The 20541-nt window shown below is 67.7% G+C and carries 21 protein-coding genes; 12 read left to right on the top strand and 9 right to left on the bottom strand.

All coding sequences use genetic code 11. From position 1 onward, the window contains the following. Positions 1-243: 243 nt before the first annotated feature. Genes ACRDNQ_RS14325 through ACRDNQ_RS14335 form a run of 3 tightly spaced genes read left to right on the top strand, consistent with a single transcriptional unit; the run spans position 244 to position 2984 of the window. Positions 244-2226 carry a potassium transporter Kup gene (locus ACRDNQ_RS14325; RefSeq protein ID WP_431829371.1) on the top strand — a complete coding sequence of 661 codons (1983 nt, stop codon included), beginning with the start codon at positions 244-246 and terminating at the stop codon, positions 2224-2226. Next, positions 2226-2561 (top strand): hypothetical protein, encoded by a 336-nt coding sequence (locus tag ACRDNQ_RS14330; RefSeq protein WP_431829372.1) that lies wholly within the window; start codon positions 2226-2228, stop codon positions 2559-2561. Before ACRDNQ_RS14325 ends, ACRDNQ_RS14330 begins: the two co-directional genes overlap by 1 nt. Positions 2562-2621: 60 nt before the next feature. Further along, positions 2622-2984: a hypothetical protein gene (locus tag ACRDNQ_RS14335; RefSeq protein WP_431829373.1), complete on the top strand. Its 363-nt coding sequence runs from the start codon at positions 2622-2624 to the stop codon at positions 2982-2984. Positions 2985-3132: 148 nt separating this feature from the next. On the opposite strand, the gene ACRDNQ_RS14340 is transcribed toward ACRDNQ_RS14335, so the two are convergent. The 5 genes from ACRDNQ_RS14340 to ACRDNQ_RS14360 all read right to left on the bottom strand — a co-directional run bounded on the left by ACRDNQ_RS14340 (position 3133) and on the right by ACRDNQ_RS14360 (position 7662). Further along, positions 3133-3669, bottom strand: coding sequence for a thermonuclease family protein (locus ACRDNQ_RS14340; RefSeq protein WP_431829374.1), 537 nt, complete (start codon positions 3667-3669; stop codon positions 3133-3135). A gap of 583 nt (positions 3670-4252) precedes the next feature. After that, complete coding sequence (locus ACRDNQ_RS14345) at positions 4253-5278, bottom strand: threonine dehydratase (RefSeq protein WP_431829375.1); 1026 nt, start codon at positions 5276-5278, stop codon at positions 4253-4255. Between the two features lie 178 nt (positions 5279-5456). Further along, positions 5457-5996, bottom strand: a complete 540-nt coding sequence (gene thpR, locus ACRDNQ_RS14350; protein ID WP_431829376.1) for an RNA 2',3'-cyclic phosphodiesterase — start codon at positions 5994-5996, stop codon at positions 5457-5459. Next, on the bottom strand, positions 5993-7120 hold the full coding sequence (locus ACRDNQ_RS14355) for an acetoin utilization protein AcuC (RefSeq protein WP_431829377.1): 1128 nt from the start codon (positions 7118-7120) through the stop codon (positions 5993-5995). The genes thpR and ACRDNQ_RS14355 overlap by 4 nt, the downstream gene beginning before the upstream one ends. Then, complete coding sequence (locus tag ACRDNQ_RS14360; protein ID WP_431829378.1) at positions 7117-7662, bottom strand: glutathione peroxidase; 546 nt, start codon at positions 7660-7662, stop codon at positions 7117-7119. The genes ACRDNQ_RS14355 and ACRDNQ_RS14360 overlap by 4 nt, the downstream gene beginning before the upstream one ends. A gap of 171 nt (positions 7663-7833) precedes the next feature. Here ACRDNQ_RS14360 and ACRDNQ_RS14365 point away from each other — a divergent pair, with 171 nt between their 5' ends. From ACRDNQ_RS14365 to ACRDNQ_RS14375, 3 genes are all read left to right on the top strand, one after another. Beyond that, positions 7834-8316 carry an NUDIX hydrolase gene (locus tag ACRDNQ_RS14365; RefSeq protein WP_431829379.1) on the top strand — a complete coding sequence of 161 codons (483 nt, stop codon included), beginning with the start codon at positions 7834-7836 and terminating at the stop codon, positions 8314-8316. A gap of 103 nt (positions 8317-8419) precedes the next feature. Continuing rightward, entirely contained in the window at positions 8420-8905 is a 486-nt protein-coding gene (locus ACRDNQ_RS14370) for a DUF1178 family protein (RefSeq protein ID WP_431829380.1), read from the top strand. Between the two features lie 40 nt (positions 8906-8945). Beyond that, on the top strand, positions 8946-9599 hold the full coding sequence (locus ACRDNQ_RS14375; RefSeq protein WP_431829381.1) for an SDR family oxidoreductase: 654 nt from the start codon (positions 8946-8948) through the stop codon (positions 9597-9599). 4 nt (positions 9600-9603) lie between these two features. Here the strand turns inward: ACRDNQ_RS14375 and ACRDNQ_RS14380 are convergent, their stop codons facing one another. Then, entirely contained in the window at positions 9604-9900 is a 297-nt protein-coding gene (locus ACRDNQ_RS14380; RefSeq protein WP_431829382.1) for a hypothetical protein, read from the bottom strand. A 195-nt stretch (positions 9901-10095) separates the two neighbouring features. Between ACRDNQ_RS14380 and ACRDNQ_RS14385 the strand changes: the two genes are divergently transcribed. Further along, positions 10096-11334, top strand: a complete 1239-nt coding sequence (locus ACRDNQ_RS14385; RefSeq protein ID WP_431829383.1) for an aspartate kinase — start codon at positions 10096-10098, stop codon at positions 11332-11334. A gap of 179 nt (positions 11335-11513) precedes the next feature. Beyond that, complete coding sequence (gene ptsP / locus ACRDNQ_RS14390; RefSeq protein WP_431829384.1) at positions 11514-13763, top strand: phosphoenolpyruvate--protein phosphotransferase; 2250 nt, start codon at positions 11514-11516, stop codon at positions 13761-13763. Between the two features lie 4 nt (positions 13764-13767). On the opposite strand, the gene ACRDNQ_RS14395 is transcribed toward ptsP, so the two are convergent. Together ACRDNQ_RS14395 and ACRDNQ_RS14400 are read right to left on the bottom strand one after the other, a co-directional pair. Then, the gene (locus ACRDNQ_RS14395; RefSeq protein WP_431829385.1) at positions 13768-15144 is read right to left on the bottom strand and encodes an MATE family efflux transporter; all 1377 of its coding nucleotides are present in this window, start codon (positions 15142-15144) and stop codon (positions 13768-13770) included. Between the two features lie 116 nt (positions 15145-15260). Beyond that, a complete protein-coding gene (locus tag ACRDNQ_RS14400; RefSeq protein ID WP_431829386.1) occupies positions 15261-15974 on the bottom strand; it encodes a VPLPA-CTERM sorting domain-containing protein in 714 nt (237 codons plus the stop codon). 400 nt (positions 15975-16374) lie between these two features. On the opposite strand from ACRDNQ_RS14400, the gene parE reads away from it, so the two are divergent. The 4 genes from parE to ACRDNQ_RS14420 all read left to right on the top strand — a co-directional run bounded on the left by parE (position 16375) and on the right by ACRDNQ_RS14420 (position 19996). After that, positions 16375-18330: a DNA topoisomerase IV subunit B gene (parE, locus tag ACRDNQ_RS14405; RefSeq protein ID WP_431829387.1), complete on the top strand. Its 1956-nt coding sequence runs from the start codon at positions 16375-16377 to the stop codon at positions 18328-18330. A gap of 99 nt (positions 18331-18429) precedes the next feature. Beyond that, positions 18430-19449, top strand: coding sequence for a P63C domain-containing protein (locus ACRDNQ_RS14410; RefSeq protein WP_431829388.1), 1020 nt, complete (start codon positions 18430-18432; stop codon positions 19447-19449). 21 nt (positions 19450-19470) lie between these two features. Beyond that, on the top strand, positions 19471-19659 hold the full coding sequence (locus tag ACRDNQ_RS14415; RefSeq protein WP_431829389.1) for a BrnA antitoxin family protein: 189 nt from the start codon (positions 19471-19473) through the stop codon (positions 19657-19659). Between the two features lie 205 nt (positions 19660-19864). Next, entirely contained in the window at positions 19865-19996 is a 132-nt protein-coding gene (locus ACRDNQ_RS14420) for a hypothetical protein (protein WP_431829390.1), read from the top strand. Positions 19997-20084: 88 nt separating this feature from the next. Here ACRDNQ_RS14420 and ACRDNQ_RS14425 read toward each other — a convergent pair whose 3' ends face one another. Next, positions 20085-20495 carry a c-type cytochrome gene (locus tag ACRDNQ_RS14425; RefSeq protein ID WP_431829391.1) on the bottom strand — a complete coding sequence of 137 codons (411 nt, stop codon included), beginning with the start codon at positions 20493-20495 and terminating at the stop codon, positions 20085-20087. Between the last annotated feature and the right edge of the window lie 46 nt (positions 20496-20541).

A 20541-nucleotide genomic window follows, 5' to 3' on the forward strand; every position in this document is an offset into this window, starting at 1 on the left:
TGGGCCCCCTTGGCGGCCCCGATCCGATGGTCGTCGCGGGGTCGTCGGGCGTTCCGCGTCCGGCAGGGGCCGGCCTTCCGGCACCCCCCCCTGCCCGCCCATTGCGACAGCGCGCCGAAGCCCCTAGTATATAAGCGCCGCGTGTGAGCGGTGATATCGGGAGCATGCACGGTGTCCGGCCAGGACACCAATGCGAGCGGCGAACAACCGGTCGAAGCGGATCGGGCGTCGTCCCACACAGCCATGACCCAAGCACGCACCACCGTCCCGGCCGACCGGGATGGGGTTCCGTTCGCCCTCGCGAGCGAGGCAGAACTGGACATATCTGACTACCTTCGGGAAGACAGCGAGGAACCGCCGGCCCTTCCGCAGGAAAAGACCTTTGCCGCCCTGATGATCGGGGCCGTCGGCGTCGTCTATGGCGACATCGGAACGAGCCCCATCTATGCCTTCCGCGAGGCGCTGCGTCCGGTGGCCGACGACGGCGCGCCGACGCCGCCCGAGGTGTTGGGGCTGTTGTCGCTGCTGATCTGGACGCTGATCCTGATCGTCACGATCAAGTACGTTCTGTTCCTTCTTCGGGTCGACAACCGCGGCGAAGGCGGCATTCTCGCCCTTTACACCATGGTGCGGGTCGCCATTGGCCATCGCTCGATCCCCGTGCTTGCCCTTGCCATCGTGGGCGCGGCGCTGTTTTTCGGGGACGCGATCATCACCCCGGCGATCTCGGTCCTTTCCGCCGTCGAAGGCGCGGGCCTTGTCGTTCCGGCGCTCGGGCACCTGGTCGTGCCGGTGGCGCTTGGCATCCTCGTTGCGCTGTTTCTGCTCCAGCGGTCCGGAACGGGCGCCGTCGCGGGGGCCTTCGGCCCGGTGACCGCCCTCTGGTTCGTAGTGCTCGGCGGGTTGGGCCTTTGGCACATTTCCGCGGCTCCGGCCGTCCTTTCCGCGTTCAACCCGGTCTGGGGCGCGAGCTTCATTCTGGAACACAGGCTTATCGCCTTCGCCGTGCTCGGCGCGGTGTTCCTTGCCGTGACGGGCGCCGAGGCGCTTTACGCCGATCTCGGCCATTTCGGGCGCAAGCCCATCATGGCGGCCTGGTTCGCAGTCGTCTTTCCGGCCTTGGTGCTGAACTACCTCGGGCAGGGCGCCCTGGTTCTGGCCAATCCGGCCGCCGCCGCGAACCCGCTGTTCGCGATGGTGCCGCCGGACGCCTTGCCATGGTTCATCGCCCTGGCCACGGCGGCGACGGTGATCGCCGCGCAGGCCGTCATTTCGGGCGCCTTCTCGATCGCACGATCGGCGATTCAGCTTGGCCTCCTGCCGCGGATGGCGATCCGGCACACCTCGGCCTACCAGAGCGGGCAGATCTACATCGGCAGCATAAACTGGATGCTGCTGGCGGGGGTCGTCCTGCTTGTGCTGACCTTCGGCAATTCCGAATCGCTGGCCGCCGCCTACGGCATCGCCGTCACCGGCACGATGATCGTGACAAGCGTGCTTGCCTGCCTTTATCTCTTCCGGTCGGGCCGGCTGCCACAACCGGTCGCCATCGCCATCGTCCTGCCGATCCTCGCCATCGAGTCGGTGTTCCTTGCCTCGAACCTGTCGAAGTTCGCGGACGGAGGCTATGTGCCCGTGTTCATCGCCCTCGCACTCGCACTTGTCATGGTGGCGTGGTGGCGCGGAACGCAATCCTTCCTCGCCCGGTCGCATCGGCAGGCGGTGTCGCTTGACGGCTTCGCGCGCTCGATGACGCGGAGTTCGGTGCACATCGTGCCGGGAACGGCCTTCTTCCTCAGTCCCGAGGCCAACGCCGTCCCCTCGGCGCTTCTGCACAATCTCAAGCACAACCGCGTGCTGCACGACCAAACCGTCGTCTTGACGATCGAGACCGTCCGGGTGCCCATCGCCGGGCCCGAGGAACGGGTAAGCTACGAAGTCCTGGGGCCGCATTTCGGCCGTCTGGTGCTGCGCTTCGGCTTCATGGAAACGCCCAACGTTTCGCGCGCGCTTGTGCATGCGCGGCGCGCGGGACTGAAGTTCGACGTGATGCAGACGAGCTTCTTCCTTGGCCGGAGACGGCCGGTCGTGACCCATCCGCCGGGGCCAAGGCGGCTGCTCGACAGGACCTATGCGCTTCTGCATCGCCTGGCGGCCGATCCTTCGGAGTATTACCGGCTTCCGCGGGACCGCGTGGTGGAACTGGGCGAAAGGGTCGCCGTGTGATGTGGCGCCTGGGTCGCTCCTTCGTGTTCGGGCTGCTGATGGCGGCGTGCCTCGTCATGGTCGCCCGAAGCGGCCCCACGGTCCTGACCGACGGGAACGCCGTCGTCGCGGCCCTCGGGGCGGTCGATGCGGTCGCGATGGCGTCCGAACGCATCCGACCGGCCGCGCCTGGCGGGGCCGAGCGCGACGCCCCGCCGCCGCTTGTCGTTGCGCCGGGGCCAGTTGCCTCGGAGGTCTTCGTCCTTCACCAACTTCCACCGGCCGGACCCCTGTCCGGACCGGACCTTTCCGGACTTGTCGCCGAGGCCCGCGCGCCGCCGCCATCGCTTGGTTAATCGCGTGATTTTCGGCGCTCCGTCCGGCGGGGCGCAGGACTATTCCCTGAGGATCCTGACATGCCCACCACACTCTCGGCTCTGTCGAGCCTTGTGCCGCTTGCCGGCGCCGTCGCCCTGACGATACAGGGCACCCGACGACTGTTCCGCAAACCTTCCGACCCCCGCCCGGCCAGGTCCGTCGTGCCGCAGCCCATCGAGGTTCCGCCGCCGATGAAGGCGGCAGCCCGGCCTCGCAAGGAACGGCCCGACGGCACCTGTCCCGAATGCGGGACAAGCATCCCCAACGGCGAACGCGTCTGCGCCATCTGCGAGCGGAAAGCCGCTGCGACCGGCGTGACGCGCTCGTTGCTGCTGCACTGGCTGGTCTTCACCGTGATGATGGTCGTGATCTTCGGGGGCGGCTGGCTGCTGACGTTGTGACCTGCGTTCGGACGGGGCGAGGCCGGCCACGCCTTGCCCCGTCCGACCCAGGCTGTGCGCGGTCTGAAGGTGCGCGCCGGGTAAGCGACATCCGTGCGCCCCTGGCCGCAGCTTCATGCCCCATCGAATGACGGTCTGGCGGCGTGGACTACATCTCTGACGCCGGCAGCCGGCCCTGCTGCTTCGCCGCCGCCCGCCAGTGCTTCTTGCGGATGCCCTCGGGCTCCAGATGCCGGTAGGCCCCGCCCGAGAACTTCGGCCAGTCCAGCGCCAGGCCCTGCTTGACCAGTTCGGCCGCAAGGTCTGTGCCATCCTCGAGATAGCACCGCGCCACGATCCGGTCGTACGACACCTCCGGAAGGATCACGGCCGTGACCACCTTTCCCTTGCATAGGTCGATCATCGCGAACCTGGCCTTCTTGCCCCAGGGGTGGTGCAGCTCGGGCGCGTCGATCCCGGCGATGCGGATCGAGGTTCCGCTGATGATGATCGTATCGCCGTCCACGACACGGCATTTCCCCTTGAGCACATTCGTCGGCGGCGTCCGGTCGGGCTTCGGCGGATCCTGGACCTTCCTCGGTGGAAGGTGCACGACCTTCGGCTTCGGCGTCGGCGCAGGCGCGCTCGGCATCGGGTAATCGGGTCGGCGCGAACGGCGCAGGGCGCGCAGGATCATGCGAAGCATCGGTCGGTCCACCTGGCGGTCTGGGACGGGTCTTGTCCGGACCAGAAGACAGGGGGATTCGGGCCATTTTTGGGTGGGCTTCACCCTGTTTCGGCCTCTGACCATTCACGGTCTGTTCCGGCCAAAACAGGTCAGGCTCTGGACAACTTGACATTTATTTTCAGATAGATGCCACGTCTTTCTCATCTATGCGCGCCGGTTCGAGTGATCGCTCGCCGCCAGTCTTTCGCGGTCCAGGGCTTCGGGACAGATCGCGTCCGACAAAGATGGGCTTCTCTCGCGCGGCCGCCGCGCGCCGTGATCATCCGGGCGGGCGACACGGCCCAAGACCGTGACTTGCCATCGAACAAGTCCGCTAGACGCCGCGTTGGCGTCGCCGTCCCTTGCCGGCGCTATGCCCCGCCGAAAATCACCGTCGCGGTGCACATCGCGATCGCAACATAGCCGACCCAAGACACTGTGCTCATGACACGCCCCCGCTGACACGAACCTCTTTCCCAGGATCATGCACGGATTCGCTTTCGGAACAATAACCGTCTCGGCGCGCGATCCCCGATCATGCCCCGCCGGCGCGGGCGCGGGCTCAGACTTCGGGCACGCCGCCCGAAAGCACGGTGCGCATCCAACCGGCGTCGATGTTCCCGCCGCACAGAATGACGCCCACGGCGCGGCCTTGCATGCGCCCGCGTTCCTGCATCAGCGCCGCGAGCGGCGCGGCCCCTGCCCCTTCGGCCAGGTTGTGGGTGTCCGAGTAGTAGACGCGGATCGCCTCGGCGATCTCGGCATCCGACACCGCGACGATCCGCTCGGCGCCCGTCGAATAGACTTCGAAGGCCTCGGCCACGGGAACGCGCACGGCCATTCCGTCGGCGAAGGTGCGGGCGGTCGGGGTCTCGACAAGGCGACCCGCCTCGACCGAAAGGCGCGCGCATTGTGCGGCCGCACTGACGACGCCGACGACGTTGGTCTTCAGCCCCAGCGCGTCGCGCGCCGCGATCACCCCGCAGATGCCCGAGCCGCAGCCGATCGGCACGTAGACGGTGTGCAGATGGGGCGCGGCGGTGAAGAGTTCGAGCGCGTAGGTGGCGACGCCGCGCACGAGTTCGCGGTGGAAGGGCGGCACGATGTGCAGGCCCTCGGCCTCGGCCACGCGAAAGGCCTCGAGACGGGCCTCGTCGAAATCGGCGCCATGTTCGACGAGGTCGGCCCCGAAGGCGCGCATCGCGGCGTTCTTTTCGACCGAGTTGCCGTGCGGCACGTAGACCAGCGCCCGCAGCCCGGCCGCGCGGGCGGCGCGCGCCTGCGACTGGCCGTGGTTGCCGCGCGTGGCGGTGACGATGCCGGGGCAGTCGGGCTGCGACCGCCTCAGCCAGTCGATGAAGGTGATTCCACCCCGCACCTTGAAGGCGCCGGTTGGGGTGTGGTTCTCGTGCTTGACCCAGACCTCGGCGCCAAGCCTTTGTCGCAGGAGCGGCCAGGCATACTGCGGGGTCGGCGGCATCTGGGTGCCGACCAGTGCCGCGGCGGCGTGAAGCTCGTCTTTCGTGAACATGCCTGCCTCTTCAATTGCGCCGGTGCGGGCGGTCGCGACCGCTTTCGGGAATGGCATCTTCGGCGCCCCTGCGCCAGCCCCAAGGCCGCCGCATGAGGCGGCGCGGTGCCAGGTTGCGCCCCTGCGGGGAGATGTCCGGTTGCGCCCCTGCGGGGAGATGTCCGGTTGCGCCCCTGCGGGGCGACGCCTCCGGCGGGAGTATTTGAAAAGAGAAGAAGGCCCGCGCGGCAGCGGGTCAGGCCAGCGGGAAGGCGGCGAGCGGGTCGTAGCGCGCGCCCTCGGGGTGGAGGTGCGACTGGTAGAGCGTCACCGCCCATGGTCGGAACGGGTCGAGGCGGAACAGTTGCGTCTCGGCTTCGAAGGCGGCGACCGGGCCGGCATCCTCGCGCAGGCCGTGCAGGCGGTGAAGCGTGACATGGGGCACGAAGCGCCGGGCCTCGACGGCGATGCCGGCCTCGCGGGCCAGCCGGGTCAGACGGCTTTCGAGCCGGGCGAGATCGGGCGCGGGCTCGACCCCGGCATAGACGATGCGCGGCCGGTCGCCGCCGAAATGGCCAGTGCCGCGGATCGTCACCCCCGCGCCGTCGAGGCGGGCGGACTCAAGCGACTCGGCCAGAGCCTCGGCGCGGGGGTCGTCGACCTCGCCCAGAAAGGCCAGCGTCAGGTGCAGGTTCTCGGGCGCAACCCGGCGGCCCGCGCGCAGGCCGCGCTGAAGCCGCACCAGATCGCCGATCGCCTCCGGGGGCAGATCGACAGCCAGAAACAGCCGCCTCATGCCCAGGCCGCCGCGCGTGCGCGCAGCGCGGCGATCCGGCCCCGCACCTCGTCACGGATCGGACCCTCGCGCGGGGGGTCGAGCAGCGTCGTCACCCAGGGTGCGGGCGGCACGAAGCCGGGCTTGCGCGGCCAGGGCAGCGCCGCCATCACCTGCGCGGCCTCGGGCGGCAGCCGGTCGGGCGCCTCCTGCCCCGAGAGCGCTCCCCATACGGCCGTCCAGGCGCGCGCCACCGACCACGGGTTGTAGCCTCCGCCGCCCAGCACCAGAAGGCGCGGCGCCAGCGCGCGCAGGGCGACCGCCGCGCGGACATGGCTGCGGTTCGACAGCGCGAGCCGCGACAACGGGTCTTCCTCGACCGCGTCGGCCCCGCATTGCAGCACGATCGCGTCGGGCCGTGCCTCGGCCACGACGGGCAGGATCAGGTCGTCGAGCACGGCCGTGAATTCGGTGTCGTTGAAGCCCCGGGGCACCGGCAGGTTCCAGACCCTGCCCGCACCCCGGTCGGTCAGGGCGCCGGTGAACGGCCAACGCCGTTCCTCGTGCACCGAGACGAGCGTGACGTCAGTGTCCTTGGCGAACCCGTGTTCGACCCCGTCGCAGTGGTGCGCGTCGATGTCGACGTAGGCCACCCGCCGCGCGCCCGCGCGCCGAAGCGACAGGATGGCGAGGGCCGCGTCGTTGAGATAGCAAAAGCCGTTGGCACGGTCCGGCATCCCGTGATGCGTGCCCCCGCCGGGATTGAAGACCACCCCCGGATCGGCCAGCAGTTCGCCCGCCAGGATCGATCCGCCCGCCGCCGTCGCGGGCCGGCGGAACATCTCGGGGAAGACCGGGTTCGCGGTGGTGCCAAGCCCGTGGCGGGCGCGGATCGCATCGTCCACCTGCTGCGCGGCCTCGGCGGCCTCGAGCGCCGCGATGTAGCGGGGCGTGTGCCAGGCGGTCAGCGCCGCCGCCTTGGCGCGTGGACTTGTGCGAAAGCGTTCGGGCGGCAGCCAGCCCAGCGCGCGCGCAAGGTCGATCACGGTCGAGACGCGCGGAATGGCCAGCGGATGCCAGGCGCCGTAGCTTGCGCCGCGATAGATCTCGGACCCCAGGAACAGCGCCTCCGCGCGAATGGTCACGGCAGAAGCGCCTCGATCTCGCGCGTGACGCGGCCCGAGGTCGGGCCCACGGTCGAGCCCCAGGTCGCCACCACCGCACCGTCGGGGCCGATCAGCACCTTGTTGAAGTTCCAGCGCGGCGAGAACCCCGCATCCTCGGCCAGCCAGCGGAAGAACGGATGCGCCGCGGGTCCGCGCACGTGGGTGATCTCGGTCATCGGCAGATCGAGGTCGAAATTGACCTCGCAGAATTCCTTGACCGCATCCTCGGTGTCGAGTTCCTGCGCGAAGTCGTCCGAGGGCACGGCCAGCACGACGAGGCCGGCCTCGCGGTAGCGGTCGTAAAGCGCCTGCAGCGCATCGTATTGCGGCGTGAAGGCGCATTGCGAAGCGGTGTTGACCACAAGGACGGGCCGCCCCGAGAAGGCGGCAAGGTCGATCTGCCCGCCGTCGATCGACTCGAACACGAACCGGTCGGGCGTGGCCGCCGGCCCGCCCGCCGCCGACGCCGCCATCGAACCCATCGCCGAAACCACCGCCGCCACGATCAGAGTGTTGCGCATGCTCGCCTCCTGACTGCTGCAGGATCTAGGGGAAATCCCACGGTTTCAACACTATCTGGCGAGGGCGGCCTTTCAAGTTGCCGGGCGCAATGCTAGGTTTGACGCAATCACAACGCCGAAGTGGACGCGAAGACGTCCCGGGACGGCGGTCGAGCGGAAAGCGAAGTCAGGATGAACCAGCCACGGATCAAGCATCGCCCGTTGCATCTGATGTCGTTCGGCAAGCGCGACCTGCGCACGCAGTTCGGCGCGATCTGCTGGCGCCTGCGCGAGGGCGAGGTCGAGATGATGCTGGTGACCAGCCGCGGCACCGGGCGCTGGATCATCCCCAAGGGCTGGCCGCTGCGCGGCACCACGGCGGCACGCGCCGCCGCCAACGAGGCCTGGGAAGAGGCCGGCGTCACGGGCGTGATCCACCCCATCTCGCTTGGCATCTACAGCTACGAGAAGGTCGGCGGGCGCCGCCGCAAGCAGCCCGTGGTCGTGGCCGTCTTCGCGCTTCACGTCACGCAGGTCGCCGAGAAGTGGCCCGAGATGCGTCGGCGCACCCGGCGCTGGGTGAGCCAGGCCGAAGCCGCCGAACTGGTCGAGGAGCCCGAGCTCAAGCACCTGCTCGAAACCTTCGTGCCGCCCGAAGCGGTGCACGCCGAGTGACCGCGACCTCACCGCGCGGGGCTTTGACATTGCGGCGGGGATGCCTACCTCTGTCCGGGCCGGCCCGTGCCGCGGGCCGGGGGTAACGTCGGGGTCGCAGGGAATGATCCGCTACACGCTCAGATGCGCCGAAGGGCACGACTTCGACAGCTGGTTCCAGTCGGCCGACAGCTTCGACAGCCTGTCGCGGACGAACATGCTGACCTGTCCCGACTGCGGCGGTACCCGGATCGAGAAATCGCTGATGGCGCCGCAGGTCCGGCCCGCCCGCCGCCGCGCCACCATGCCTGACGAAGAAACCGCGGCGCGCGGCCCGAAGGCGCCCCCGGTGGCGGGCCCGCAGGCCGGGCCACTGGCCACCCCCGCGGACGAGCGTGAACGTGCCCTCGCGGCGCTGCGTGCCCATGTCGAGGCGACCTCCGACTATGTCGGGCTGAACTTCGCAGCCGAGGCGCGGGCCATGCACGAAGGCACCGCGCCTGCCCGCTCGATCCATGGCGAGGCGCGGCTCGACGAGGCGAAGAAGCTCATCGAGGACGGCGTGCCTGTGGCGCCCCTGCCCTTCCTGCCGCGATCCCGGACGAACTGACCGCGCACCAGCCGCCACGACCAAGGGGGGAGCAACCCGCATGCATGTGACCATCACCGGCGCCTCGCGCGGAATAGGGGCCGCCCTCGCAGACCGCTACCGCGCCCAGGGCCACCGCGTGACCGGGACCTCGCGCCGGGGCGGCGGGACGGACGATCTTGTCGCCCTCGACGTCACCCAGCCCGCGCAGTTCGCGGCCCTCGCCAAGCGCCTTGGCGGCGCGCCCGTCGATCTTCTGGTCTGCAACGCCGGCGTCTATCCTGACGGGGACGAGACGCTCGACACCGGCTATCCGGCCGCGCTCTGGGCCGAGGTGCTGGCCACCAACGTGACCGGCGTCTTCCTGACGATCCAGACGCTTCTGCCGAACCTGCGGCTTGCCCCGGGTGCGCGCATCGCGATCCTGTCAAGCCACATGGGCTCGACCGCGCGGGCGCCGGGGGACAGCTACATCTACCGCGCCTCGAAGGCGGCGGTGCTGAACCTCGGCCGCAACCTTGCGGCCGACCTGCGCGGCGACGGCATCGCGGTGGGCATCTATCATCCGGGCTGGGTGCAGACCGACATGGGCGGACCCGGGGCCGACATCCCGGTTCAGACCTCGGTCGAGGGACTTCTGGCGCGCTTCGCGGCGTTGTCGCCCGAGAATTCCGGCTGTTTCGAGACCTGGGACGGTCGGCCGATCCCCTACTAGCCGGTCACCCCGCCGCCCGGCCCATGGCCGAACGGGTGACGCTGATGAGGGCGCCGCCCTCGGTGGCCATGCAGGTCCAGAAGCTGCCGTCGCGGTCGTCCCTGATCTGCACGCGCACGCCGGCCTCGGTGGGCGCGACGGCCAGCGTGGTCAGGCCACCCGACCCCGACGCCTCCGCGACCGCGGCGCGGCAGGCGAACTCGGCGGGGGACTGGACAAGGCTCATGATGTCCGGCCCGCGGTTGCATCCCGCAAGCGCAACGCCCGACAGCGTCCACAAGACCAGTGTCGCGATCCTCATTGCCTGCCGTGCCGTCCCATTCCTGCCCACTGCCGCGGCCCCGACCGGGTCCGCGTCCGCACATCTTGCAAGCCCGGCGCGCAATGTCCACCACCCGCGGCACGGCACGGCCTCTTGCCCTTGCCCCGGGCCTTCCCTAAAAGCCCGCCAGTTGCAAGGCGCAACAGGAACGGGACAGGGACAGAACCGCGGGCCATGCCAATCCTGGTGATGAAATTCGGCGGCACCTCGGTCGCCACGCCCGACCGCATCAAGCGGGCCGCGAAACGTGTCGGCCGCGAGGTCGCCAACGGCCATGACGTGATCGTCATCGTCTCGGCCATGGCCGGCAAGACCAACGAACTCGTCGGCTGGGTCGAAGAGACGTCGAAGTTCTTCGACGCCCGCGAATACGACGCCGTCGTCTCGTCGGGCGAGAACGTGACCGCGGGCCTGATGGCGCTGACGCTTCAGGAAATGGACATCCCCGCGCGCAGCTGGCAGGGCTGGCAGGTGCCGCTTCGGACGACCTCGGCCCATTCGGCCGCGCGCATCGTCGAGATCCCCACCGACCACATCATGGCCAAGTTCGCCGAGGGCATGAAGGTCGCCGTCGTCGCGGGCTTCCAGGGCATCAGCCCCGAGGGCCGCATCACCACGCTGGGACGGGGCGGGTCGGACACCACCGCCGTGGCCTTCGCCGCCGCCTTCGACGCCGAACGCTGCGACATCTACACCGACGTGGACGGGGTCTATACCACCGACCCGCGCATCAGCGCCAAGGCGCGCAAGCTCGATCGCATCGCCTTCGAGGAGATGCTCGAACTCGCCTCGCTCGGCGCCAAGGTGCTGCAGACCCGGTCGGTCGAACTTGCCATGCGCTACAACGTGAAGCTGCGGGTGCTCTCGAGCTTCGAAGACAACGGCGACGAGGCGGGCACCCTCGTCTGCGCTGAGGAGGATATCGTGGAAAGCAATGTGGTCTCCGGCGTCGCCTACAGCCGCGATGAAGCCAAGATGACGCTGACCGCGGTCGCCGACCGCCCCGGCATCGCGGCGGCGATCTTCGGGCCGCTGGCCGACGCGGGCGTCAACGTCGACATGATCGTCCAGAACATCTCGGACGGCGGGCTGACCGACATGACCTTCTCCTGCCCGGTCAACCAGGTTCCCCGCGCGGAAAAGGCCATGACCGAAGCCAAGGCCAAGGGCGAGATCGACTTCGCCAGCCTCGTCGCCGACACCGATGTCGCCAAGGTCTCGGTCGTGGGCATCGGCATGCGCAGCCATGCCGGCGTCGCCAGCCAGATGTTCAAGGCGCTCAGCGCCGAGGGGATCAACATCAAGGTGATCACCACCTCCGAGATCAAGATCTCTGTCCTGATCGACCGCAAGTACATGGAACTTGCCGTCCAGGCGCTGCACGACGCCTTCGGCCTCGACCGCGCCGCCTGATCGCCGGGCGTGCACCGGACCACGGTCCTTCTTCTTGGGTCAAGTATCCCGGGGGAGTCCCCGCCCCGGCGGGGACGGGGGCAGAGCCCCCAAGACCGTTTCGTTTCCGACAGTTGTATGCTCTAAGCTGACCTCGGCGCGGACTGGTCGCGCCCTCAGCCGGAGACGCCCGACCGCCGATGCCCGATCGCGCCGAGACCGAAAGCCGCAAGCTTCTGCGCCGCCTGCGCGAGACGATGGCGGATGCCAGCACCGCCGGGCAGGTGCGGCTTGATCGAATCACCCACATCATCGCCGACTCGATGGGCACCGAAGTCTGCTCGATCTATCTTTTCCGCGACAAGGACACGCTCGAGCTGTGCGCCACCGAAGGCCTCAAGCCCGAGGCCGTGCACCAGACCCGGATGCGGGTGGGCGAAGGCCTGGTCGGGCGCGTCGCGCGCACCGCGACCCCGATCAATACCGCCAACGCCCCCCAGACCACGGGCTTCCGCTACATGCCCGAAACCGGCGAGGAGATCTTCTCGTCCTTCCTCGGCGTGCCGATCCAGCGGCTGGGCGAACGGCTGGGGGTCCTTGTCGTCCAGTCGAAGCAGGCGCGTGAATACTCCGACGACGAGGTCTACGCGCTCGAGGTCGTGGCCATGGTGCTGGCCGAGATGGCCGAGCTTGGCGCCTTCGTGGGCGAAGGTTCGGCGATGGCCGCGCGCCACAAGCAGCCGGTGATGTTCCGCGGCGCCGTGGGCCAGGAAGGCACCGCCGAAGGCCATGTCTGGCTGCACGATCCCCGCGTGGTCGTCACGAACCCGGTGGCCGACGACCCCGAGACCGAGATCGCGCGCCTGCACGCCGCGGTCGAGAAGCTGCGCGTCTCGGTCGACGACCTGCTCGAAGGGGCGGCCGCGGCGGGCGACAAGGACCAGCGTGAGATTTTCGAAGCCTACCGCATGTTCGCCAACTCGCGCAGCTGGATCCGCCGCATGGTCGAGGACATCAGCCGCGGGCTGTCGGCCGAGGCCGCCGTCGAAAAGGAACAGTCGGCCGCCCGCGCGCGCATGGCGCAGGTGCCCGACACCTATCTGCGCGAACGTCTCGACGACCTTGACGATCTGTCGAACCGGCTTCTTCGCATCCTCACCGGTCAGGGCCGCGACACCGGCGCGGCGATGCCGCAGAACCCGATCCTCGTCGCGCGCAACATCGGCCCGGGCGAGCTTCTGGAATACGGCCGGGCGCTCAAGGGCGTCGTGCTCGAGCAGGGCTCGGTCGGCAGCCATGCCGCGATCGTCGCCCGGGCCTGGGCGATCCCGCTGATCATCCATGCCGACGGCATCATCAACGAGGCGCTGAACGGCGACCACATCATGCTCGACGGCGAACAGGGCATCGTGCACCTGCGCGCCGAGGACACCGTGGTCTCGGCCTTCCGAGACAAGATCGCGATGCAGGCCAAGGCGCAGGAACGCTATGCCGGGCTGCGCGACCTTCCGGCCGAGACGCTCTGCGGCCAGCGGATCTCGCTTCAGATGAACGCGGGCCTGATGGCCGACCTGCCCAGCCTCGAAGGCTCGGGCGCCGAGGGCGTGGGTCTTTTCCGGACCGAGCTGCAGTTCCTCGTGCGCAACAAGGTGCCCCGGCGCGACGAGCTTGCCGCGCTTTACGGGCGCGTCATGGATGCCGCACGGGGCCGGCGCGTGGTGTTCCGCACGCTCGACATCGGGTCGGACAAGGTGCTGCCCTACATGAAGCGCGAGGACGAGCCGAACCCCGCGCTGGGCTGGCGCGCGATCCGCGTGGGCCTCGACAAGCCGGGCGTCATGCGGATGCAGCTTCAGGCGCTTCTGCGCGGCGCGGCGGGGCGGCCGCTGACGGTCATGTTTCCTTTCGTCGCCCAGCTCGACGAATTCATCGAGGCCCGCCAGCATCTTGTGGACGAGATCGAGCGCGAACGCCGGCTCGACCATGTCCTGCCGTCCCGCGTCGAGATCGGCGCGATGGTCGAGACGCCGTCGATGGCCTTCGCGCCGCGACGCTTCTATGAACTGGCGGATTTCATCTCGATCGGCGGCAACGACCTCAAGCAGTTCTTCTTCGCCGCCGACCGCGAGAACGAGCGCGTGCGCCGCCGCTACGACACGCTGAACGTCAGCTACCTGTCGCTGATCGAGCAGATCGTGCAGCGCTGCGCCGAAACCGGGACGCCACTGAGTTTCTGCGGCGAGGATGCCGGCCGCCCGGTCGAGGCCGTCTGCTTCGCGGCGATCGGACTGCGCGCGCTGTCGATGCGGCCGGCCTCGGTCGGCCCGGTCAAGAACCTGCTCCGGCGGGTCGACCTGACGCAGGCCCGCGCCGTTATCGAAGAGGCGCGCGCCTCGGGCGTGCAAAGCGTTCGTCCCGCGGTGATGGAGTGGCTGCGCGGCGTGTCCTGACGCCTCAGGCGGGCGCCGGGGTGCGGCCGGCCAGCGTCCAGAAGCGCCGGAACAGAAGCCCTGCCGCGAAGGCCAGCCCGATGACGAGGCCGGTCCAGACGCCGACGACCCCGAACCCCAGCGGGAAGCCCAGCACATAGGCCGCGGGCATCCCCACCCCCCAATAGCTGATCGCGGCATGGATCATCGGCACCCGCGTGTCCTGGATGCCCCGCAGGACGCCCAGCGACATGACCTGCCCCGCGTCCATCAGCTGAAAGAGCGCGGCCATGGCCAGAAGCGTCACCCCAACGGCGATGATCTCGGGGCGCGCGGGATCGGACGGGTCAAGGAAAAGGCCCACGATCGGCGCGCCCAGCGTCAGGAAGGCGGCGATCGTCGCGGCAACCATCAGCCCCGACAGGCCGTAGGCGGCGAAGGCCGCGCCGCGCAACGCGCGCGGGTCCTGCCGCCCGTGGAACTGGCCCACGCGGATCGTCGCGGCCTGGCTCAGGCCGATGTGCACCATGAAGGTGATCGAGGCCACGTTCATCGCGATGCCGTGGGCGGCCAGTTCGACCGTGCCGATCCAGCCCACCAGAAGCGACGAGCCCGCGAAAAGCCCGGTTTCGGCAAGGCTCGTCATGCCGATCGGCCAGCCAAGGCGGAAGACGGCGCGGAACGCCTCCCAGTCGGGACGCCAGAAACGGATGAACAGCGCGAATTCCGGCGTCACCCGCGCGACATAGACCGCAAGTGCGGCAAGGCTCACGATCTGAAGCGTGACCGAGGCGACGGCCGCGCCCGCGACGCCCAGTTCGGGAAAGCCCCAGTTTCCGAAGATCAGCGCATAGTTCAGAAGCCCGTTCAGCACCGCCGTTGCGACGGTGATCCAGAACACGGCCTGCGTACGCTCAAGCGCGGCAAGATAGCTTTTCAGCACCATGACCAGAAGGCTGGGGATGAAGCCGATGGCGGCGATGCGCAGATAGACGGCGGCAAGGCGGCTGACCTCGGGATCCTGGCCCATCAGGCGCAGAAGCGGCTCGGACCAGACGAGCACAGGGGTCACCGCGGCGCCGAACAGGATCGACAGCCACAGGCCCATCCGCGTGACGCGGCGCACCTGCGTCCCCTCGCCCGATCCGGCATAGCTTGCCACCATCGGCATCACCGCCCAGGCGAAGCCCGAGCCCACGACGAACAGCACGAAGTAAAGCGGCACCGCCAGCACCAGCGCGGCAAGCTCGGTCACGCCGTACCAGCCCAGCATGACCGTGTCGGTGGTGTGGATGGCGATCTGCCCCAGATGGCTGCCGATCAGCGGCAGACCCAGCACCAGAAGGGCGCGGGCGTGTCCCGCTTCGGGGCCGGGCGGCGTATGATCGGCGATGCGGGCCATGCGCCGGCTCTAGACCTGCGGCGTGGCGGCGGCAAGTGGGGCCTGCGGGCCGGAAAGAAAAAGCCCCGGCGCGATGGCCGGGGCTTTCGTGTTTCGCTTGTGGCTGCGGCCCTGGCTCAGGCCGACTTGCGCTTGCGGCGGACCGCAGCGAGGGCGCCAAGACCGCCGATCAGCATGAGCGCCGGGGCCGGCAGAGGAACGGCGCTGACGGTGATATCGTCGATACCCCACCCATCGTTCCGGGTGTCAACGTTGAACGTCACCGACTTCACGCCCATGTCGAAGAAGGCCGTGACGTAGCTGATCTCGCCGTTATTGGCAGCACCGCCCGCACCGCCGAAACTCAGCACCGTCGAGTCACCGTTGGCGAACGTCGCGGTCATGGACGCGGACACGTCGTTGATGTCCGTCATGAAGAAGCCCAGCGACAGCACGGTCTGCGTGAAGTTGAGTGTCCACTTGACCTCCTTGCTGTCGTTGCTGTCCAGCCACTGACCCGAGTTGTCCGCGTTGGTCATGTCGCGGCGGCCAAGGAACGGCGAGGTCCCGGCGTCAAGAATGCGCAGCCCCCCGGCCTTTTGACCCGCAACCGTCTGCTCGAACGTACCCACGGCCGTCGAGATCGTGGTGTTGCTCTGGATCGGCAGCGACTCGAAATTCTCGGTCTTGATATTCGTTCCTGCGATCAGCGCCAGATAGGCAGCCTCGGCCGCCTTTGCGCCGGCATAATCACCGCTGGCAAAAACCTGCTGATTGACCGTGGCCGCCGACACGGCACCGGCCGCAAGAAGCGCCACCGCAGCGGTTGCACCAAAAATTGCTCTCTTCATCTTTTCCCTCACAAGTTACCCAAGCGCCGCCACACGCGATCACTTCCCCGACAAGTTAACAGAACGTGAAGTGCGAGTCTCCCTGTTTCTTGGCCAAAAGTCGCCCAAAATGTGGTCGGATTGTGGCCGCGACCGCGGCGCCCGCCCGCGCAATCCTGAAGCGAAAAACGTTCTTTGTCAGTTACTTACATCCGAATGGGGCGCCGCACCTTCCCCAGGGTCAAGCAGGCCTCAAACGCGAACCAGTGCGTTCTCGATATGGAAACAGCGACTCGCCGCCCGCCCATACCCCTTTCCTGTCCCTTGCCCGGCGTTTCCCCGGCCTGCCGCCACGGCCATTGCCGAGACGGCGCCTTCGGCCCTATCCTGCGCGCAACCAACAACAACATCCGAGCAGCCCATGGCCGACGACCTTCTTTCCGCCGCCGCAGACACCTATGACGCCACGTCGATCGAAGTGCTCGAGGGGCTCGAGCCCGTGCGCAAGCGGCCGGGCATGTACATCGGCGGCACCGACGAGCGCGCGCTGCACCACCTTGTGGCCGAAGTCCTCGACAACGCGATGGACGAGGCCGTCGCCGGCCACGCCACCCGGATCGAGGTGGAGCTTCACGCCGACTACAGCGTCAGTGTGCGCGACAACGGGCGCGGCATACCAGTGGACCCGCACCCGAAGTTCCCCGGCAAGTCCGCGCTCGAGGTGATCCTGTGCACGCTGCATGCGGGGGGCAAGTTCTCGGGCAAGGCCTATCAGACCTCGGGCGGCCTGCACGGGGTGGGCGTCAGCGTGGTCAACGCGCTGTCCGACCATCTGCGCGTCGAGGTCGCCCGCAACCGCGAGCTTTACGCCCAGGAATTCTCGCGCGGGCTGCCGCAGGGACCGATCCAGAAGATCGGCCCCACCCCGAACCGGCGCGGCACCACCGTGACCTTCCACGCCGACGACGAGATCTTCGGCCATCACCGCTTTCGGCCCGCGCGGCTTCTGCGCATGGTGCGCTCGAAGGCCTATCTTTTCTCGGGCGTCGAGATCCGGTGGAAATCCGCGATCGAGGACGGCGACACGCCGATGGAGGCGACGTTCCACTTCCCCGGCGGCCTGTCGGATTACCTGGGCGAGACGCTGGAAGGCGCCACCACCTATGCCGACCGGCCCTTCGCCGGCACCGTCGAATTCGCCGAGCGCTTCGGCGTGCCGGGCAAGGTCGAATGGGCGATCAACTGGACGCCCGTGCGCGACGGTTTCATCCAGTCCTACTGCAACACGATCCCCACGCCCGAGGGCGGCACGCACGAGGCCGGCTTCTGGGCGGCGATCCTGAAGGGCATCCGTGCCTACGGCGAGCTTGCCAACAACCGCAAGGCCGCCAACATCAGCCGCGAGGACCTGCTGACGGGCGGCTGCGCGCTGGTGTCGTGCTTCATCTCCGAGCCCGAGTTCGTGGGCCAGACCAAGGACCGGCTGGCCACGACCGAGGCCGCGCGGCTGGTCGAGAATTCGGTGCGCGACCATTTCGACAACTGGCTGGCGGCCGACACGCGGTCGGCCGGGGCGATCCTCGACTTCCTCGTCCTGCGGGCCGAGGAACGCATCCGCCGCCGGCAGGAAAAGGAAACAAGCCGCAAGACGGCGACCAAGAAGCTGCGCCTGCCGGGCAAGCTGGTCGACTGTTCGCGCCAGACCCGCGAGGGGACCGAGATCTTCCTGGTCGAGGGCGACAGCGCGGGCGGGTCGGCCAAGATGGCGCGCGACCGCGAAACCCAGGCGCTTCTGCCGCTGCGCGGCAAGATCCTGAACGTGCTTGGGGCGGCGTCCTCGAAGCTGGGCCAGAACCAGGAGATCGCGGACCTTGGCCAGGCGCTGGGCGTGGGGCTGGGGTCGCGCTTCGTGCTGGATGACCTGCGCTACGAGAAGGTCATCATCATGACCGACGCCGACGTCGACGGGGCGCATATCGCCTCGCTTCTGATGACGTTCTTCTTCACCCAGATGCGCCCGATGATCGACGCGGGCCACCTTTACCTGGCCTGCCCGCCGCTGTTCCGGCTGACGCAGGGGGCGAAACGGGTCTATTGCCTGGACGAGGCCGAGAAGGCCGCGTGGATGGCCAAGGGCCTTGGCGGCAAGGGCAAGATCGATGTCAGCCGCTTCAAGGGCCTGGGCGAGATGGACGCCAAGGACCTCAAGGACACCACGATGAACCCCGCGACGCGCAAGCTGATCCGCGTGACCGTGGGCGACGAGATCCCGGGTGAGACAGAGGACCTGGTCGAGCGTCTGATGGGCAAGAAGCCCGAACTGCGGTTCCAGTTCATTCAGGAGAACGCGAGGTTCGTCGAGGAGCTGGATGTTTAGGCAAGCATAAATTCATCAAAGTCCGGGCGCACATAGGCGCAATGCTTGCTAAGCGTCTGCAAGCATGCTAGCAGCATTGGCGACGGATTCGGAAGAAGGATGCTTGCCTTGAAAAGATCACCTCAACGTATGGGCGGGGAAGCCCGCGCAAAGGCACTCGATCCCCAGAAACGGGCGGAAATTGCCCGAAAGGCGGCGGCCGCGCGATGGGAAGGCAAGGATGACGTTCCGGATCAAACGGAGCTGCCGGTCGCCACACACCAAGGAAGCGTGAATCTCGGAGGGCTCGCACTTGACTGCTATGTCCTCGCTGACGGCAGGAGAGTGTTTCACAAACGCGGCATGGCGCGGGCTCTTGGTATGCGCTCCGCTGGCGGAAATGCCTTCGTCAAGACCATTCAGCGGAAGGGGCTTTCTAGTCAAATCGACCGGGAACTTGCCGAGAAAATTGACAATCCATTCTACTTTCGTGCGTTGAATGGTGACATTGCTCACGGCTACGACGCGGAGATTCTGGTTGAAGTTTGCAAGGCGATCATGCGCGCCCAGCAAAACGGAAACCTAACCTCTGCACAAGAACCTTTGGCAGAACAAGCTAGAGTCCTTCTAAACGCCTTTGCAAAGGTTGGCGTCACAGCACTTATTGATGAGGCGACTGGCTTCCAAGAGATTCGTCACCCGGATGCCTTGCGCCTTTTGGTCGATCAATACATTGAAGAAGAGAAGCGGGAGTGGGCCAAGGAATTCCCGGACGACTACTATGACGAGCTTAATCGAATATTTGGAAGCAAGAGGCTGACTCACACTAAGTCTGGCCGGGTAGTGCAGAACCGTCCACAACACTTTGCGAAGTTCACACGAAGCTACGTTTATCATCCGCTTGAGAATGGCGCAGTTCTTGAGGAACTCGACCGAATTAATCCGAAGTTTGGAAAAAATGGAAACCGCCGCGCTAGGTTTCACCAACATCTTTCGGAAGGCTATGGACTTCAGAAATTAAAGATTCAAGTTCAGGAAGTCCTGACGCTAATGAAGATCTCGGACAATGTTTCTCAGTTTAAGAAACTCTTCGAGAAGAGGTTTAGCAGAAGTTATCAACCTGACCTTTTCGACACCTGAGGGCTGGGGTTGGGATCGACTTTGAGCCGTGAGTTGGCCGAAATCCTCCGCAAGGCTTGCAAGCTCGGCCGACTGCCCCTGCCCGAGGATCAGCGGAAGCTGCAGGTGACGCTTTACCTCGACCGCGATGTGCTGGCGCGGTTGCGCGCGGACGGGCGCGGCTGGCAGACGCGGGCCAACGCCGCGTTGCGCAAGGCGCTCGGGCTTTGAGGGCCCCAAACCCCCTCCCCCTTGCACGCCACCCCGCGCCCCCATAGATTCCCCCGTGCAGGCGCGGTGCGCCGCCCTGCTGCCAAAGGGATCATCGCCCCGACGATGCGCGGCTGTCGCGCCCGCTCGGGCAACCCTGACACCCCCCAAAGCATCGGCCCGGGCCGGCATTCCGCCCCCGGGAACCAGCGACGGGAGAGACCCCATGTCCAAGGAAAAAAGCCGCGGCAACAAGGAAGCCAAGAAGCCCAAGAAGGAAAAGCCGAAGGTTCTGGCCACCGCCAACTCGAACCTCGGCAAGGATGGCACCGTGATCGCCGGCAAGAAGATCAAGTGACCGCCCGGGGCGTCACAGCGGCACGACACGACCGACGGGCGGGCAGCGATGCGCCGCCCGTTTTCCTGTCTGTCGCCGGGTCGGCCCGCTACTGCTGCACCGCCTGAAGCCAGGCCACGAGGTCGGCGATGGGCGCGGCGGTCAGGATCGGCTGGCCGTCCTCGGCCGGGATCGCCGCGTCGGGAAAGTCGAAGTAGGTCCCGAACAGCGGCATGACGCCGCCATGGACCAGTTCGGGGTCGCGCCCGTCGATCTGACGCGCGACGCGCGCGGTGGGAAAGACCCCGCCGTTCATGGCCGCAAGCTGCGTCAGGTCGGGCGGATGCAGCGCGAGGATCGCCGACAACTCGCCCCCGCCCGTCGCGTCCGCGCCATGGCAGGCCGCGCAGAACGAGGCGAACAACTGCCCGCCGAACTCGGCGTCCTGCGCCCTGCCCGGCCCCGGCACACCCAGTGCCAGTAGCAGCGCCGCAACGCCCATTCCGATCATCCGCCGCATCGCATCCTCCGGTGAACGCGCCCCGTGCCCGCGGATCAAGCCTGCC

The organism is Saliniferula longa (genome assembly GCF_050789285.1).
In the GTDB taxonomy this organism is placed as follows: Bacteria; Pseudomonadota; Alphaproteobacteria; order Rhodobacterales; family Rhodobacteraceae; genus CAVPWP01.

Excerpts from the sequence above, each read along its gene's own strand:
- ACRDNQ_RS14360 (WP_431829378.1), bottom strand. The coding sequence starts at position 7,662 with ATGCGCAACACTCTGATCGTGGCGGCGGTGGTTTCGGCGATGGGTTCG.
- ACRDNQ_RS14410 (WP_431829388.1), top strand. The coding sequence starts at position 18,430 with ATGCTTGCCTTGAAAAGATCACCTCAACGTATGGGCGGGGAAGCCCGC.
- ACRDNQ_RS14375 (WP_431829381.1), top strand. The coding sequence starts at position 8,946 with ATGCATGTGACCATCACCGGCGCCTCGCGCGGAATAGGGGCCGCCCTC.
- ACRDNQ_RS14365 (WP_431829379.1), top strand. The coding sequence starts at position 7,834 with ATGAACCAGCCACGGATCAAGCATCGCCCGTTGCATCTGATGTCGTTC.
- thpR (WP_431829376.1), bottom strand. The coding sequence starts at position 5,996 with ATGAGGCGGCTGTTTCTGGCTGTCGATCTGCCCCCGGAGGCGATCGGC.
- ACRDNQ_RS14380 (WP_431829382.1), bottom strand. The coding sequence starts at position 9,900 with ATGAGGATCGCGACACTGGTCTTGTGGACGCTGTCGGGCGTTGCGCTT.
- ACRDNQ_RS14330 (WP_431829372.1), top strand. The coding sequence starts at position 2,226 with ATGTGGCGCCTGGGTCGCTCCTTCGTGTTCGGGCTGCTGATGGCGGCG.
- ACRDNQ_RS14425 (WP_431829391.1), bottom strand. The coding sequence starts at position 20,495 with ATGCGGCGGATGATCGGAATGGGCGTTGCGGCGCTGCTACTGGCACTG.
- ACRDNQ_RS14385 (WP_431829383.1), top strand. The coding sequence starts at position 10,096 with ATGCCAATCCTGGTGATGAAATTCGGCGGCACCTCGGTCGCCACGCCC.
- ACRDNQ_RS14395 (WP_431829385.1), bottom strand. The coding sequence starts at position 15,144 with ATGGCCCGCATCGCCGATCATACGCCGCCCGGCCCCGAAGCGGGACAC.
- ACRDNQ_RS14345 (WP_431829375.1), bottom strand. The coding sequence starts at position 5,278 with ATGCCATTCCCGAAAGCGGTCGCGACCGCCCGCACCGGCGCAATTGAA.
- ACRDNQ_RS14335 (WP_431829373.1), top strand. The coding sequence starts at position 2,622 with ATGCCCACCACACTCTCGGCTCTGTCGAGCCTTGTGCCGCTTGCCGGC.
- ACRDNQ_RS14370 (WP_431829380.1), top strand. The coding sequence starts at position 8,420 with ATGATCCGCTACACGCTCAGATGCGCCGAAGGGCACGACTTCGACAGC.
- parE (WP_431829387.1), top strand. The coding sequence starts at position 16,375 with ATGGCCGACGACCTTCTTTCCGCCGCCGCAGACACCTATGACGCCACG.
- ACRDNQ_RS14340 (WP_431829374.1), bottom strand. The coding sequence starts at position 3,669 with ATGCTTCGCATGATCCTGCGCGCCCTGCGCCGTTCGCGCCGACCCGAT.
- ACRDNQ_RS14420 (WP_431829390.1), top strand. The coding sequence starts at position 19,865 with ATGTCCAAGGAAAAAAGCCGCGGCAACAAGGAAGCCAAGAAGCCCAAG.
- ACRDNQ_RS14400 (WP_431829386.1), bottom strand. The coding sequence starts at position 15,974 with ATGAAGAGAGCAATTTTTGGTGCAACCGCTGCGGTGGCGCTTCTTGCG.
- ACRDNQ_RS14325 (WP_431829371.1), top strand. The coding sequence starts at position 244 with ATGACCCAAGCACGCACCACCGTCCCGGCCGACCGGGATGGGGTTCCG.
- ptsP (WP_431829384.1), top strand. The coding sequence starts at position 11,514 with ATGCCCGATCGCGCCGAGACCGAAAGCCGCAAGCTTCTGCGCCGCCTG.